At 59.0% G+C, this 14905-nt stretch carries 14 protein-coding genes; all 14 read left to right on the top strand.

What is annotated here, in order from left to right; translation table 11 throughout:
• The first annotated feature begins 19 nt into the window (after positions 1-19).
• The 14 genes from ACFQND_RS22970 (at position 20) to ACFQND_RS22905 (ending at position 14806) form a co-directional block, all read left to right on the top strand.
• Positions 20-1273: an NADH-quinone oxidoreductase subunit D gene (locus ACFQND_RS22970; protein WP_371439862.1), complete on the top strand. Its 1254-nt coding sequence runs from the start codon at positions 20-22 to the stop codon at positions 1271-1273.
• An 18-nt stretch (positions 1274-1291) separates the two neighbouring features.
• Positions 1292-1813 (top strand): NADH-quinone oxidoreductase subunit NuoE, encoded by a 522-nt coding sequence (nuoE, locus tag ACFQND_RS22965; protein ID WP_371439861.1) that lies wholly within the window; start codon positions 1292-1294, stop codon positions 1811-1813.
• Between the two features lies 1 nt (position 1814).
• Positions 1815-3206: an NADH-quinone oxidoreductase subunit NuoF gene (gene nuoF / locus ACFQND_RS22960; protein ID WP_371439860.1), complete on the top strand. Its 1392-nt coding sequence runs from the start codon at positions 1815-1817 to the stop codon at positions 3204-3206.
• Positions 3207-3224: 18 nt separating this feature from the next.
• A complete protein-coding gene (nuoG, locus tag ACFQND_RS22955) occupies positions 3225-5381 on the top strand; it encodes an NADH-quinone oxidoreductase subunit NuoG (protein ID WP_371439859.1) in 2157 nt (718 codons plus the stop codon).
• The gene (gene nuoH / locus ACFQND_RS22950; protein ID WP_371439858.1) at positions 5378-6451 is read left to right on the top strand and encodes an NADH-quinone oxidoreductase subunit NuoH; all 1074 of its coding nucleotides are present in this window, start codon (positions 5378-5380) and stop codon (positions 6449-6451) included. The genes nuoG and nuoH overlap by 4 nt, the downstream gene beginning before the upstream one ends.
• A 139-nt stretch (positions 6452-6590) precedes the next feature.
• A complete protein-coding gene (gene nuoI, locus ACFQND_RS22945) occupies positions 6591-7088 on the top strand; it encodes an NADH-quinone oxidoreductase subunit NuoI (RefSeq protein ID WP_371439857.1) in 498 nt (165 codons plus the stop codon).
• A 44-nt stretch (positions 7089-7132) separates the two neighbouring features.
• Entirely contained in the window at positions 7133-7777 is a 645-nt protein-coding gene (locus ACFQND_RS22940; protein ID WP_371439856.1) for an NADH-quinone oxidoreductase subunit J, read from the top strand.
• Entirely contained in the window at positions 7774-8082 is a 309-nt protein-coding gene (gene nuoK, locus ACFQND_RS22935) for an NADH-quinone oxidoreductase subunit NuoK (RefSeq protein ID WP_007864437.1), read from the top strand. Before ACFQND_RS22940 ends, nuoK begins: the two co-directional genes overlap by 4 nt.
• Positions 8083-8257: 175 nt before the next feature.
• The gene (nuoL, locus tag ACFQND_RS22930; protein WP_371439855.1) at positions 8258-10294 is read left to right on the top strand and encodes an NADH-quinone oxidoreductase subunit L; all 2037 of its coding nucleotides are present in this window, start codon (positions 8258-8260) and stop codon (positions 10292-10294) included.
• Between the two features lie 29 nt (positions 10295-10323).
• Positions 10324-11799 carry an NADH-quinone oxidoreductase subunit M gene (locus ACFQND_RS22925; RefSeq protein WP_371439854.1) on the top strand — a complete coding sequence of 492 codons (1476 nt, stop codon included), beginning with the start codon at positions 10324-10326 and terminating at the stop codon, positions 11797-11799.
• A 26-nt stretch (positions 11800-11825) separates the two neighbouring features.
• Positions 11826-13328 (top strand): NADH-quinone oxidoreductase subunit NuoN, encoded by a 1503-nt coding sequence (gene nuoN / locus ACFQND_RS22920; RefSeq protein ID WP_371439853.1) that lies wholly within the window; start codon positions 11826-11828, stop codon positions 13326-13328.
• Positions 13329-13336: 8 nt separating this feature from the next.
• On the top strand, positions 13337-13639 hold the full coding sequence (locus tag ACFQND_RS22915) for a DUF2818 family protein (protein WP_371439852.1): 303 nt from the start codon (positions 13337-13339) through the stop codon (positions 13637-13639).
• Positions 13640-13672: 33 nt separating this feature from the next.
• The gene (locus ACFQND_RS22910) at positions 13673-14251 is read left to right on the top strand and encodes an NUDIX domain-containing protein (protein ID WP_371439851.1); all 579 of its coding nucleotides are present in this window, start codon (positions 13673-13675) and stop codon (positions 14249-14251) included.
• Between the two features lie 21 nt (positions 14252-14272).
• Positions 14273-14806, top strand: a complete 534-nt coding sequence (locus ACFQND_RS22905) for a DUF1178 family protein (protein WP_371439850.1) — start codon at positions 14273-14275, stop codon at positions 14804-14806.
• The last annotated feature ends 99 nt before the right edge of the window (positions 14807-14905 follow it).

The following is a 14905-nucleotide window of genomic DNA, read 5'->3' as shown; positions in this document are numbered from 1 at the left end:
AAAGTCGCAAAAGATACCCATGGCTGAAATCAAAAACTACACGCTCAATTTCGGGCCCCAGCATCCTGCGGCCCACGGCGTCCTGCGCCTGGTACTGGAGCTGGACGGCGAAGTGATCCAGCGCGCCGACCCGCATATCGGCCTGCTGCACCGCGCGACCGAAAAACTGGCCGAAAGCAAGACCTACATCCAGTCGCTGCCTTACATGGACAGGCTGGACTACGTCTCCATGATGTCCAACGAGCACGCCTACTGTCTGGCTATCGAGAAGCTGCTCGGCGTCGACGTGCCGGTTCGTGCGCAGTACATCCGTGTGATGTACGCGGAAATCACGCGTTTGCTGAATCACCTGCTGTGGCTGGGCGCGCACGGTTTTGACTGCGGCGCGATGAACATCCTGATTTATTGCTTCCGTGAACGCGAGGCGCTGTTCGACATGTACGAGGCGGTTTCGGGCGCACGCATGCATGCAGCCTACTTCCGGCCCGGTGGTGTTTACCGCGACCTGCCGGAGACCATGCCGCAATACAAGGTCAGCAAGGTCAAGAACGCCAAGGCCATAGCTGCGCTGAATGAAAACCGCCAGGGCTCGCTGCTCGATTTCATCGAGGACTTCACCAACAAGTTCCCGGGTTACGTCGACGAATACGAAACCCTGCTGACCGACAACCGTATCTGGAAACAGCGTACCGTCGGTGTAGGTGTGGTCTCGCCGGAGCGTGCGCTGAACCTGGGCTTTACCGGTCCCATGCTCAGGGGCTCGGGTTTTGCCTGGGACCTGCGCAAGCAGCAGCCTTACGACGTCTACGACAAGATGGACTTCGACATCCCGGTCGGCAAGACCGGCGACTGCTACGACCGCTACCTTGTCCGCGTTGAAGAAATGCGCCAGTCCAACCGCATCATCAAGCAGTGCATTGACTGGCTGCGCGTCAATCCGGGCCCGGTCATTACCAGCAACCACAAGGTGGCTGCGCCGGACCGCGAATCCATGAAATCCAACATGGAAGAGCTGATCCATCACTTCAAGCTCTTCACCGAAGGCTTCCATGTGCCCGAAGGCGAGGCTTATGCCGCGGTTGAGCACCCCAAGGGTGAGTTCGGCATCTACATCGTGAGCGACGGCGCGAACAAGCCTTACCGTTTGAAGATTCGCCCGCCGGGCTTTCCCCACCTGGCAGCCATGGATGAAATGTCGCGTGGCCACATGATTGCCGACGCCGTTGCCGTGATCGGCACCATGGACATTGTGTTCGGTGAGATTGACCGCTAAAACTGCATGAGCACCACCATGATTTCAGATCAAGCCCCAGTGCCTGCACCCGCCTTGTCGGAGCAGGCATTCACCCGTTTCGCCCGGGAAGTTGCCAAGTACCCTGCGGACGGCAAGCAGTCGGCGGTGATGGCCTGCCTCACCATCGTGCAGGAAGAGCTGGGTTATGTCAGCGCGGAGAGTGAAAAAGTCGTGGCCGACTACCTGGGCATGGCCCCGATCGCCGTGCACGAAGTCACTACCTTCTACAACATGTACAACCAGCAGCCAGTGGGCAAATACAAGCTCAATGTCTGCACCAACCTGCCTTGCCAGTTACGTGACGGCGCCAGGGCGCTTAAACACCTTGAACACAAGCTTGGCATCTCCATGGGTGAGAGCACGGCTGACGGCCTGTTTACCCTGCAGCAGTCCGAGTGCCTGGGTGCCTGCGCAGATTCCCCGGTGATGCTGGTCAACGACCTCACCATGTGCAGCTTCATGAGCAACGAGAAACTCGACCAGCTCATCGATGGCCTTAAATCTGCCGAGGCAAAATAAGATGACCCTCGCAAGCAATCCTACCAACGCAGCTGCGCAAAGCGTGCTGTCGCAGTTTGCGGCCACCGGCGTGCAGACCTGTTTTCATGGCCGTCACATCAGCCCGCAAATCCTGGCCGACCTGAATGGAAGCAACTGGCGCCTGAAAGACTATGAAGCGCGTGGCGGTTACCAGGCCCTGCGCAAAATCCTGGCGCAAGACGGTGGCGAAGGCATGACCCCCGATCAGGTGATTGCCGAGGTCAAGGCCGGTGGGCTGCGTGGCCGTGGTGGCGCAGGCTTCCCGACTGGGCTCAAGTGGAGCTTCATGCCTCGCCAGTTCCCGGGCCAGAAATACCTGGTGTGCAATTCCGACGAGGGCGAGCCGGGCACCTGCAAAGACCGCGACATCATGCAGTACAACCCGCACAGCGTGATCGAGGGCATGGCGATTGCAGCTTATGCCATGGGCATCAGCGTGGGCTACAACTACATTCACGGCGAGATTTTTGCGACCTACCAGCGCTTTGAAGAAGCGCTTGAAGAAGCACGTGCCGCTGGTTTGTTGGGTGACAGGATTCTTGGCAGCGGCTTCAGCTTCCAGCTTCATGCCTCGCATGGTTTTGGCGCTTACATCTGCGGTGAAGAAACTGCCTTGCTTGAATCGCTGGAAGGCAAAAAAGGCCAGCCGCGCTTCAAGCCGCCATTCCCGGCGAGCTTCGGCCTCTACGGCAAGCCCACCACCATCAACAACACCGAAACCTTCGCGGCTGTGCCGTGGCTTATCCGCAATGGCGGCCAGGCCTACCTCGAGTGCGGCAAACCCAACAACGGCGGCACCAAGATCTATTCGGTGTCGGGCGACGTCGAAATGCCGGGCAACTATGAAGTGCCCATGGGCACGCCGTTTTCCAGGCTCCTGGAACTTGCCGGCGGTGTGCGCAAGGGCCGCACGCTCAAGGCCGTGATTCCCGGCGGCTCATCGGCCCCGGTGCTGCCTGCATCCATCATGATGGAATGCACCATGGACTACGACTCCATCGCCAAGGCCGGCTCCATGCTGGGCTCCGGCGCGGTGATCGTGATGGACGACAGCCGATGCATGGTCGAGTCGCTGAAGCGCCTTTCGTACTTTTACATGCACGAATCCTGCGGACAATGCACGCCTTGCCGTGAAGGCACGGGCTGGCTCTGGCGCGTCGTGGATCGTATCCACAACGGCCATGGCAAGCCCAGCGACATGGACCTGCTCAACTCGGTCGCCGACAACATCCAGGGACGCACGATTTGCGCGCTGGGTGATGCCGCAGCCATGCCGGTGCGCGCCATGATCAAGCATTTCCGTCATGAATTCGAAGCCATGATTCCTCAAAAGACCCCTCGGGCTGATGCATCTGCGGCTGTGCAAGCCTGATCGCGGAAAGAAAACACAATGGTTGAAATAGAACTCGACGGCCAGAAGGTGGAAGTGCTCGAAGGCAGCACCGTCATGCATGCGGCAGAAAAAGCCGGTAGCTACATCCCGCATTTTTGCTACCACAAGAAGCTCTCCATCGCCGCCAATTGCCGCATGTGCCTGGTCGACATCGAGAAGGCGCCCAAGCCCATGCCGGCCTGCGCCACGCCCGTGACACAGGGCATGATCGTGCGCACCAAGAACGACAAAGCCATCAAGGCCCAGAAGGGCGTGATGGAGTTCCTGCTGATCAATCACCCGCTGGATTGCCCGATCTGCGACCAGGGCGGCGAATGCCAGCTGCAGGATCTGGCCGTGGGTTATGGCGGCAGTGAATCGCGCTACGAAGAGGAAAAGCGCGTTGTTCCCGTCAAGGATGTGGGGCCGCTGATTTCCATGCAGGAGATGAGCCGCTGCATTCACTGCACCCGCTGCGTGCGTTTTGGCCAGGAAGTGGCCGGCGTGATGGAGCTGGGCATGTCGCATCGCGGTGAGCATGCCGAGATCGAAACCTTTGTCGGCATGTCGGTGGACTCCGAGCTGTCGGGCAACATGATTGACATTTGCCCCGTGGGCGCCTTGACCAGCAAGCCTTTCCGCTACAGCGCCCGCACCTGGGAGTTGTCGCGCCGCAAATCGGTCAGCCCGCACGATTCGACCGGCGCCAACCTGATTGTCCAGGTCAAGAACAACAAGGTCATGCGCGTTGTACCGCTGGAGAACGAAGACATCAACGAATGCTGGATCGCCGACCGCGACCGCTTCTCGTACGAAGCCCTGAACAGTGACGAACGCCTGACCAGCCCCATGCTCAAGCAGGGCGGTGAATGGAAAACCGTTGACTGGCAGACCGCGCTCGAATATGTGGCCAATGGCCTCAAGCAGATCAGGACCGATCACGGTGCTGACAGCATTGGCACGCTGGCCAGTCCGCACAGCACGCTCGAAGAGTTCCATCTTGCGGCTTCGCTGATGCGTGGCCTGGGCAGCGACAACATTGATTACCGCCTGCGCAATGCCGAGTTTGTGGCGGCACCCGGCGCCCGCTGGCTGGGCACAACGATTGCCTCGCTGTCGCAATTGCAGCGCGTGCTGGTCGTGGGCTCCAACCTGCGCAAGGACCATCCGCTGTTTGCACAACGGATTCGCCAGGCTGTGCGCAAGGGCTGCGCGGTAAGTGCTATTAATTCAGTAGTGGAACTAGCCGGTGCAGAGGCCTGGGCCATGCCGGTTGCCAATACTTTGCTAAGCGCGCCCGAGTCATGGCTGCAGTCGCTGGCCGATGTGGCAGCCGCCATTGCGCTCGACAAGGGCGTGACCGCGCCAGCCGCAGGGCAGGCCACGGATGCCGCCAAAGCTATTGCCAAATCCCTGCTTGGTGGCGACCGCAAAGCCATCCTGCTGGGCAATGCGGCAGCACACCACGCGAATGCTTCCAGCCTCCTGGCACTCGCCAACTGGATAGGTGCGCAGACGGGCGCCACTGTGGGTTACCTGACCGAGGCTGCCAACACGGTTGGAGCACAACTGGCAGGTGCTGTGCCGAAGGGCAAGGGCCTGGATGCAGGCCAGATGCTGGCTGGCAAGCTCAAGGCTGTCCTTCTGCTTAACAATGAACCGGAGTTTGATTCGGCTGCGGGTGCAGAGGCCAGGGCGTCGCTCAATAGCGCGCAAATGGTTGTTACGTTGAGCCCCTTCAAGGCCAATATGGGTTTCAGCGACGTGCTGTTGCCGATTGCGCCGTTTACTGAAACGCCGGGTACTTTTGTGAATGCTGAAGGCCGGGTGCAGGGCTTTCATGCCGTGGTCAAGCCTCTGGGCGAGACGCGTCCAGCCTGGAAGGTCCTGCGTGTGCTCGCCAATCTGCTGGACCTGCCCGGTTTTGATTTCGAGTCATCGCAAGACGTGCTCAGGCAGATCCCGGGTGTTGACGCAGCGCAAGTGCCGGCAGACAGGCTGAACAATGCCAGTGACGCCGCAGTAACGCTTTCAAAGGAATCAAGAGGGATACCTGCGGTTGCAAGCATTTACCAGCTCGACGGTCTTGTCAGGCGCGCCACGTCGCTGCAGTTGACTGCTGACGCGAGGCACGCGGCAAACCGCAGCGCCGATGTTGAAGAGGTGGCCGCATGATTGACGCGATTTACGCTTTCGGCCAGGGCTTGATGGGCGGTATCTGGCCCGCGACGGTGTGGCCCGTATTGTGGGCACTCATCAAGATTGTCTGCGTCCTGCTGCCGCTGATGGGCTGTGTGGCTTACCTGACCTTGTGGGAACGCAAGGCCATTGGTTTTACCCAGATTCGCCTTGGGCCCAACCGTGTCGGGCCTTTTGGCCTGCTGCAGCCAATTGCCGATGCGCTCAAGCTGCTGACCAAGGAAATCATCATCCCCACCGCGGCGAGCAAAGGCCTGTTTGTGCTGGGCCCGATCATGACGATCATGCCGGCCCTGGCTGCCTGGGCCGTGATTCCCTTCGGGCCCGAGATTGCGCTGGCCAACATCAACGCCGGCCTGCTGTTCCTCATGGCCATTACGTCGCTGGAAGTTTATGGCGTGATCATTGCGGGCTGGGCTTCCAACTCCAAATACGCGTTCCTGGGCGCCATGCGCGCTTCTGCGCAAATGGTGAGTTACGAAATCGCCATGGGCTTTTGCCTGGTGGTGGTGCTGATGGTGTCGGGCAGCCTCAACATGACCGACATCGTGATGAGCCAGGGCAAGGGCACGCTGGCCAGTGCGGGCTGGACCTTCCTGTCGTGGAACTGGTTGCCGCTGCTGCCGATTTTTGTCGTGTACTTCATCTCCGGCCTGGCCGAAACCAACCGGCATCCGTTCGACGTGGTCGAAGGCGAGTCTGAAATCGTGGCCGGCCATATGGTCGAGTACTCGGGCATGGCTTTCGCAATGTTCTTCCTCGCCGAATACGCGAACATGTGGTTGGTCGCCATCCTGGCCGTGCTGCTGTTCCTGGGTGGCTGGTTGCCACCCGTCGAAGCGCTGAGCTTTATCCCGGGCTGGATCTGGCTGGGTGCCAAGACTTTCGTCGTGGTCACCATGTTCCTGTGGGTGCGTGCTACCTTCCCGCGCTTCCGGTACGACCAGATCATGCGTTTGGGCTGGAAGATCTTCATTCCCGTGACCCTGGTCTGGCTGGTGGTCGTCGGGGCCTGGATGCAGACCCCTTACAACATCTGGAAGTGATGATGGCCCCCACGCTTTTCACTTCGTGTAATGCGCTGCCCCCCGAGGGAGCCGCTGCGCCTGCGGTCTGGCAAAGCCAGTCCCGCGGCCCCTGCTTGAAAAGAATTGCTTATATGACTCAGTTGTGCAGGAAATCATCATGAGCGCCGTAGCCTCCGTCAAGGATTTTGTTTCGAGCTTCATGCTCACCGAGCTGTTCAAGGGCATGGCCCTGACCGGCAAGTACATGTTCAGCCGCAAGATCACGGTCCAATTTCCCGAAGAGAAAACCCCGTTGAGCCCGCGTTTTCGCGGCCTGCATGCCCTGCGCCGCTACGACAATGGCGAAGAGCGCTGCATTGCCTGCAAGCTCTGCGAAGCGGTGTGCCCGGCGATGGCCATCACGATTGAATCCGATGTGCGTGAAGACGGCAGCCGTCGCACCTCGCGCTACGACATCGACCTGACCAAATGCATTTTCTGCGGCTTCTGCGAGGAAAGCTGCCCGGTCGACTCCATCGTTGAGACCCACATCTTCGAATATCACGGCGAAAAACGCGGTGACCTGTACTTCACCAAAGAGATGCTGCTGGCCGTGGGTGACCGCTACGAATCCGAAATTGCCGCCAACCGGGCAGTAGATGCCAAGTACCGCTGAACCAAGTCACCTAGTAGCTGGCTCAAGAAAGAATCCACAACAACATGGACGCTAAAACAGGTCTTTTTTATGTATTCGCCGCGGTGCTGCTGTTTGCAGCGTTCCGGGTGATTACCGCGCGCAATCCCGTGCATGCAGCGCTCTATCTGGTGCTCGCATTTTTCCAGGCTGCCGCCGTCTGGATTCTGCTCAAGGCAGAATTCCTGGCCATCACGCTGGTGCTTGTCTATGTGGGGGCGGTGATGGTGCTGTTCCTTTTTGTAGTGATGATGCTTGACATCAATATTGACGGTGTGCGCAAGGGTTTCTGGAAGCACTTTCCGCTTGCCGGCACGGTGGGCGCCATCATTGCCCTGGAAATGTCTTACGTGTTGATGGGTGGTTTCCGTGAGCCGCCCAAGGCAGCTTCTGCGGTGGGCCAGATTGGCGAGCAGGTGTCCAACACCAAGGAACTCGGCAAGCTGCTGTACTCGGAATATATCTACCCGCTGGAAATCGCAGCCGTCATTTTGCTGGTGGCCATCATTGCCGCCATTGCGCTGACCCTGCGCAAGCGCAAGGATTCGAAATACCAGAACCCGTCCGAGCAGATCCGTGTCAAGCGAGCGGACCGTGTCAGCCTGGTCAATATGAAGTCTGTCGTTGCGGCGCCTGCAGCCGCTGCGCTTGCCGAGGAAAAACAACCATGACACTTACCCTTGGACACTTTCTCTCGCTGGGCGCCATGCTGTTTGCGCTGTCGGTGATAGGCATTTTCCTGAATCGCAAAAACCTGATCGTGCTGCTCATGGCCATCGAGCTCATGCTGCTTGCCGTCAACATGAATTTTGTCGCGTTCTCGTATTACCTGAATGACATGGCCGGGCAGGTGTTTGTGTTTTTCATCCTGACCGTGGCTGCGGCCGAATCCGCCATCGGGCTGGCCATACTGGTGCTGCTGTTCCGTAACAAGTCCAGCATCAACGTCGACGAACTCAACACGCTGCAGGGATGAACATGAGCCCCCACGCTCGTCACTTCGTGTACTTCGCTGCCCCCCGAGGGGGCCGGCCTTGCTTGGGGCGGCCCGGCGCGGCGGCCGTTCACCCACACGCTTCTCTCTTCATGTATTCGCTGCCCGCCGAGGCAGCGCTAACCGCCCTTGGGGCGGCCCTACGGGCAGTTAAATAATGAGTCAAACCCTTTCTGCATCGACCCTGCTGGCGGTCCCACTTTTGCCGCTGGCTGGCGCTGTAATTGCCGGTGTTTTCGGCACGGCCTTTGGTGGCAACCTGATAGGCCGCCGCCTCTCGCATAGCCTGACCATCCTGGGCGTGCTGCTGGCCTTCGTCCTTTCTGCGATGACGCTCAAAAGTGTTGTCCTGGATGGCGCCCGATTCAATGAAACGCTGTATACCTGGATGGTGGTTGGCGGGCTGAAAATGGAAATCGGCTTCCTGGTAGACAGCCTGACCGCCATGATGATGTGCGTGGTGACGTTTGTCTCGCTCATGGTGCACATCTACACCATCGGCTACATGGAAGAAGACGAAGGCTACAACCGTTTCTTTGGCTATATATCGCTGTTCACCTTCTCGATGTTGATGCTTGTCATGAGCAACAACATGCTGCAGCTGTTCTTCGGCTGGGAGGCAGTGGGCCTGGTGTCTTACCTGCTGATCGGCTTTTATTTCAACAAGCCGACGGCGATTTTTGCCAACATGAAGGCCTTTTTGGTCAATCGCGTGGGTGACTTCGGCTTTATCCTCGGCATCGGCCTGATTGCCGCCTATGCCGGCACGCTGAACTATGGGGAGGCCTTTGCCAAGGCCGATGACCTGGCCAAGCTGACCTTGCCGGGCACGGGCTGGATGCTGATCACGGTGGTCTGCATTTGCCTCTTTATCGGTGCCATGGGCAAGTCCGCGCAGTTCCCCCTGCATGTCTGGCTGCCCGACTCGATGGAAGGCCCGACACCGATTTCTGCGCTGATCCACGCGGCGACCATGGTGACGGCCGGCATCTTCATGGTGGCGCGCATGTCACCGCTGTTCGAACTCAGCGATACGGCGCTCAGCTTCATCATGGTGATAGGCGGCATCACGGCGCTGTTCATGGGCTTTCTTGGCATCATCCAGAACGACATCAAGCGGGTTATTGCCTACTCCACCCTGTCGCAACTGGGCTACATGACGGTGGCACTGGGGGCTTCGGCCTATTCGGTTGGGGTGTTCCACCTGATGACGCATGCTTTTTTCAAGGCGCTGCTGTTCCTTGGCGCAGGCTCGGTGATTCTGGGCATGCACCACAACCAGGACATCCGCTGGATGGGCGGCGTGCGCAAATACATGCCCATCACGTGGATCACCTTCCTGCTCGGCTCACTTGCCCTGATAGGCACACCCTTGTTCGCAGGTTTCTATTCCAAGGACAGCATCATTGAAGCTGTGCATGAAAGCCATCTGGCGGGTGCAGGTTTCGCCTACTTCGCGGTGCTGGCCGGGGTATTCATTACCGCCTTCTACTCGTTCCGGCTGTATTTCCTGGTCTTCCACGGCAAGGAACGTTACGACCAGAACCCCGATGCGCACCATGATGACCACCACGGCGCCCATGACGATCACGGCAGCCACGCCGGTCACCATGAACCGCATGAGTCACCCTGGGTCGTCACAGTCCCGCTGATCCTGCTGGCCATCCCTTCTGTGGTGATTGGCTTCATGACGATCCAGCCCATGCTGTTTGGCGAGTTCTTCAAGGATGCCATCTTTGTGAATCTTGAGCGGCACCCCGCCATGGAAGAACTTGCAAAGCTTTTCCACGGACCTGTCCAGATGGCCCTGCACGGCTTGACGGCTGCGCCGTTCTGGCTGGCTTTGGCTGGTGTGGCGCTGTCCTACTACATGTACATGGTCAATCCGGCCTTGCCAGCTGGCATCAAGCGCCGTTTCCAGCCGATCTACACCTTGCTTGACAACAAGTACTACCTCGACTGGTTCAATGAAAACGTGCTGGCCCGCGGTGCCCGCGGCCTGGGCATGGCCCTCTGGAAGGGCGGCGACCAGAAGCTGATCGACGGCGCGCTGGTCAACGGTTCCTGGAAACTTGTGGGCTGGGTCTCTGGCATCGTGCGCCGCCTGCAGTCCGGCTACATCTACCACTACGCCTTCGGCATGATCATCGGCGTATTTGTGCTGATGACGTATTTCGTCTGGCTCAATAAATAAACGAACAAGAATAAAAAGGAAAAACAAAAATGGGTTTGTTGAGCCTTGCCATCTGGATGCCTATTGCTTTCGGTGTCGTGTTGTTGGCGCTCGGTCGTGACGAGCAGGCGCGCAGTGTGCGCTGGATTGCACTGATAGGCGCTATCGCCAGTTTCCTGGTGACGCTGCCTTTGTATGACGGCTTCAAGCTGGGCACGTCTGCCATGCAGTTCGTGGAAAAGACCAGCTGGATAGAGCGCTTCAATGTCAATTACCACCTCGGGGTGGATGGCATTTCGTTCTGGTTCGTGCTGTTGACGGCTTTCATCAACGTGGTGGTCATCATCGCCAGTTGGGAGTCCATCACCACGCGTGTCAACCAGTACATGGCCTCTTTCCTGATCCTCAGCGGGCTCATGATCGGCGTGTTCAGTGCGCTGGACGGCCTGCTGTTCTACGTGTTTTTCGAAGCCACGCTGATACCGATGTACCTCATCATCGGTATCTGGGGCGGGCCGAACAAGATTTACGCGGCCTTCAAGTTCTTCCTGTACACCCTGCTTGGTTCCCTGCTGATGCTGGTTGCGCTGATCTTCCTGTACAACAAGTCGGGCGGCAGCTTTGACATCCTGACCTGGCACAAGCTGCCATTGGGCAGCACCATACAGACGCTGCTGTTCTTTGCTTTCTTTGCTGCGTTCGCTGTGAAGGTGCCGATGTGGCCGGTGCATACCTGGCTGCCTGACGTGCACGTCGAGGCGCCTACCGGCGGCTCCGCTGTTCTGGCGGCCATCATGCTCAAGCTGGGCGCCTATGGTTTCCTGCGTTTTTCGATGCCGATTGCGCCGGATGCTGCCCGCGAATGGGCATGGCTGATGATTGCCCTGTCGCTTATCGCTGTGATCTACGTGGGCCTGGTTGCCATGGTGCAGCAGGACATGAAAAAGCTGGTGGCTTATTCGTCCGTTGCGCACATGGGCTTTGTGACGCTGGGTTTCTTCATCTTCAATGACCTCGGCGTTTCGGGTGGCATTGTGCAGATGATTGCCCACGGCTTTGTGTCGGGCGCCATGTTCCTTTGCATCGGTGTTCTGTACGACCGGGTGCATTCGCGGGAGATCGCCAGTTACGGCGGCGTGGTCAACACCATGCCCAAGTTTGCGGCCTTTGCATTGCTGTTTGCCATGGCCAATTGTGGATTGCCTGCCACGGCCGGTTTTGTGGGCGAATGGATGGTCATCCTGGGCGCCGTCAAATTCAACTTCTGGATAGGCCTGGCAGCCGCGACGGCCCTGATTTTCGGCGCCGCATACACGCTGTGGATGTTCAAGCGCGTGTATCTCGGCCCCGTGACCAATGATGATGTCAAAGGCCTGAAGGACATCAACGGCCGTGAGTTCCTGATGCTTGCGCTGCTGGCCATTGCGGTTATGTACATGGGCATCTACCCCAAGCCGTTTACCGATGTGATGGACACGTCCGTGGCTGACCTGCTCAAGCATGTCGCTGCGTCGAAACTGAACTGATTCAGAACCTATCCAGAAATATTCCGATGATTGACAAACTCTCCTGGATCGCGGTTTACCCCGAAATCTTCCTGCTGGTCATGGCTTGCGTGATTGCGCTGGTTGATCTGGGCGTGAAGACACCGCAGCGTACCCTGACCTATGTGCTGACCCTGCTGACGCTGGCCGTGGTCGCCGTCATGGAGGCTGTCTATGCAGTGGGCGGCGAAACTTTCTACGGTTTCGGCAAGATGGTTGTCGTTGACCCCATGGGTGGCTGGCTCAAGTGTTTTGCCAGCGTGGCGCTGATGGTTACCCTGGTCTATGGCCGGCCCTACGCCGCAGACCGCGACATGCTGCGCGGCGGAGAGTTTTTCACGCTCAGCCTGTTTGCCCTGCTGGGCATGTTTGTGATGATTTCGGGCCACAACTTCCTGGTGATCTACATGGGGCTGGAGTTGCTGACGCTGTCCAGTTATGCCCTCGTGGCGCTGCGCCGCGACAACGGCACGGCCACAGAGGCCGCCATGAAGTACTTTGTGCTGGGCGCGCTGGCTTCGGGCTTTTTGCTCTATGGCCTGTCCATGCTTTATGGCGCGACCGGCTCGCTGGATATCAACGAAGTCTTCAATGCCATCGCGAGCCGCCAGGTCAGGCACCAGGTGCTGGTCTTCGGCCTGGTCTTCATCGTTGCCGGCCTGGCCTTCAAACTGGGTGCCGTGCCTTTCCATATGTGGCTGCCGGACGTCTACCAGGGTGCGCCGACGGCTGTTACCCTGCTGATTGGCGGTGCACCGCAGCTGGCGGCTTTTGCCATCTGCATCCGCCTGCTGGTGGAAGGCATGTTGCCCCTGGCCATTGACTGGCAGCAGATGCTGGCGCTGATGGCCATCGGCTCCCTGCTGGTGGGTAACCTGGCCGCCATCGCGCAGTCCAACCTCAAGCGCATGCTGGCGTTCTCGACGATTTCACAAATGGGTTTCCTGCTGCTGGGCCTGCTGTCCGGCGTGGTGAACGGCAACCAGCTCAACACCGCTTCGGCCTACAGCGCAGCCATGTTTTATGCACTGACCTATGTGCTGACCACGCTGGCTGCTTTCGGCATCATCATGCTGCTGGCCCGGGCCGGCCATGAGTCGGAAGAAATTACAGACCTGGCAGGCCTCAACCAGCGCAGCCCGCTGTATGCGGGTGTCATGGCCATTTGCATGTTCTCGCTGGCCGGCCTGCCGCCGCTGGTTGGTTTTTATGCCAAGCTGGCCGTTTTGCAGGCGCTGATTTCCTCGGCTCTGACCAGCTACCTGGTGCTGGCCGTGTTTGCAGTGCTGATGTCCCTTGTGGGTGCTTTTTATTACCTGCGTGTTGTCAAGGTCATGTACTTTGATGCGCCTCAGGCCAACAACAACCAGCCGATTTCCGCACCTGCGGATGCCCGTGTCGTGTTGTCCATCAACGGCGCACTCATCCTGATCCTCGGCATTGCGCCCGGTGGCCTGATGGCCTTGTGCGCGCAATCCATCAGCACCATCGTCAAGTCCCTGGGTAGCTAGACCGTTTCATGACCCAAACTGTCTCGGTCTGGCTGGTCGTGCTTTTCGGCCTGCTGGCGGCCAACCTTCCTTTTGTCAGCAATCGCCTGTTTGCGGTGCTGGCGCTCAAGACGCCCAAGAACCTGGCCGTGCGGCTGGCCGAGCTGGTGGTCTGGTATTTTGTGGTCGGCGGCGTGGGCCTGTACCTTGAGCAGCGCGCCGGGCAGATTGCACCCCAGGGCTGGGAGTTCTACGCCATTACCGGCGCGCTCTTCATCACTTTTGCATTTCCCGGCTTTACCTGGCGCTACCTGTTCAAGCACCGGAACTGAAGGCTGCGTATGCCTGAGGTGAAAAGAAGCGCGATGGACTATCCCCACCTGGCGGAGCACAAGCTCAGTTCCGAAGACATACTCAAGGGGAATTTTCTTCACGCCCGCCGCGATGTGGTCAGCTTGCCCGACGGCAGCCACGCTACACGTGAATACATCATCCACCCCGGCGCAGTCATGATCGTGGCGCAACTGGGCGACGGCCGCCTGGTGCTGGAGCGGCAGTACCGTTATCCGGTGCAGGATGTGATGATCGAGTTTCCCGCTGGCAAGCTTGACCCGGGTGAAAGCTCTCTTGCCTGCGCGCAGCGCGAGTTGCTCGAAGAAACCGGCTACACCGCACGCCAGTGGGCCAGGGCCGGCATGCTGCATCCGGTGATTTCCTATTCAACTGAATTCATAGACATCTGGTTTGCGCGCGAGCTGAGCCTGGGTGAACGCAAGCTGGACGCCGGCGAATTCCTGGATGTGTTCACCGCAAGCCCTGCCGAGCTTCTGGAGTGGTGTGGCAACGGCCAGATCACCGACGCCAAAACACTCACGGGTGCGCTGTGGCTGCAGAACGTGCAGTCGGGTGCATGGGCATTGGACTGGCAAACCCCTGCGCTGTAAGCGTTTGAAGATAATCCGTTCATGAAAGTCCTGAATCTCCAGTGTGCCCGCCAGCATTCGTTTGAAGGCTGGTTTGCGTCCGAGGGCGATTTCCAGACCCAGCTTGCACGCGGTCTTGTGGAGTGCCCGATGTGCGCGGACAAAAGCATTCAAAAAATGCCCAGCGCACCACGCCTGAACCTCGGCGGTCACCAGGCGCCAGCTAGCGGGTCAGACGAGGGCAGCCCAAAGGCCGGGGCGCCGGGAAGTGCGCCATCATTGCTTCCCCAGCACCATGCTGCTGCGAGCACCGCAGATGCCGCGACGGGTGTACAAACCAGCGCCAGCCCGGCAGAGCAGGCAGCCTTCCTCAAGGCCTTGCGTCATGTTGTGGCCAATACCGAGGATGTCGGCGAACGATTCGCCGATGAGGCGCGCCGCATGCATTACGGCGATGCCGAGGCGCGCAGCATTCGTGGCCAGGCCAGCGTGCGGGAAGCCGTGGAGTTGATGGAAGAGGGCATTGAAGTCATGCCCTTGCCGCTGCCTGCCGCTGTGAAAGAGACCTTGCAGTAAGTTTGCCTGTGTTGTGAAGGTCTCTGGCAAGGGTGCTGCTGGCCTGGACTCCTTGCGCCTCAACAGCAGGCCGGGAACAGGCTCCCGGCCTGCTGGTGA

The organism is Polaromonas aquatica, assembly GCF_042659145.1.
Lineage (GTDB): Bacteria > Pseudomonadota > Gammaproteobacteria > Burkholderiales > Burkholderiaceae_C > Polaromonas > Polaromonas aquatica.
The sequence above is the reverse complement of the archived record's forward strand: the minus strand, read 5'-3'. Positions and strand labels throughout refer to the sequence as shown.

Bases quoted from the DNA above. Each gene is read 5' to 3' on its own strand.
- ACFQND_RS22970 (WP_371439862.1), top strand. From the start codon at position 20: ATGGCTGAAATCAAAAACTACACGCTCAATTTCGGGCCCCAGCATCCT.
- nuoE (WP_371439861.1), top strand. From the start codon at position 1,292: ATGATTTCAGATCAAGCCCCAGTGCCTGCACCCGCCTTGTCGGAGCAG.
- nuoF (WP_371439860.1), top strand. From the start codon at position 1,815: ATGACCCTCGCAAGCAATCCTACCAACGCAGCTGCGCAAAGCGTGCTG.
- nuoG (WP_371439859.1), top strand. From the start codon at position 3,225: ATGGTTGAAATAGAACTCGACGGCCAGAAGGTGGAAGTGCTCGAAGGC.
- nuoH (WP_371439858.1), top strand. From the start codon at position 5,378: ATGATTGACGCGATTTACGCTTTCGGCCAGGGCTTGATGGGCGGTATC.
- nuoI (WP_371439857.1), top strand. From the start codon at position 6,591: ATGAGCGCCGTAGCCTCCGTCAAGGATTTTGTTTCGAGCTTCATGCTC.
- ACFQND_RS22940 (WP_371439856.1), top strand. From the start codon at position 7,133: ATGGACGCTAAAACAGGTCTTTTTTATGTATTCGCCGCGGTGCTGCTG.
- nuoK (WP_007864437.1), top strand. From the start codon at position 7,774: ATGACACTTACCCTTGGACACTTTCTCTCGCTGGGCGCCATGCTGTTT.
- nuoL (WP_371439855.1), top strand. From the start codon at position 8,258: ATGAGTCAAACCCTTTCTGCATCGACCCTGCTGGCGGTCCCACTTTTG.
- ACFQND_RS22925 (WP_371439854.1), top strand. From the start codon at position 10,324: ATGGGTTTGTTGAGCCTTGCCATCTGGATGCCTATTGCTTTCGGTGTC.
- nuoN (WP_371439853.1), top strand. From the start codon at position 11,826: ATGATTGACAAACTCTCCTGGATCGCGGTTTACCCCGAAATCTTCCTG.
- ACFQND_RS22915 (WP_371439852.1), top strand. From the start codon at position 13,337: ATGACCCAAACTGTCTCGGTCTGGCTGGTCGTGCTTTTCGGCCTGCTG.
- ACFQND_RS22910 (WP_371439851.1), top strand. From the start codon at position 13,673: ATGGACTATCCCCACCTGGCGGAGCACAAGCTCAGTTCCGAAGACATA.
- ACFQND_RS22905 (WP_371439850.1), top strand. From the start codon at position 14,273: ATGAAAGTCCTGAATCTCCAGTGTGCCCGCCAGCATTCGTTTGAAGGC.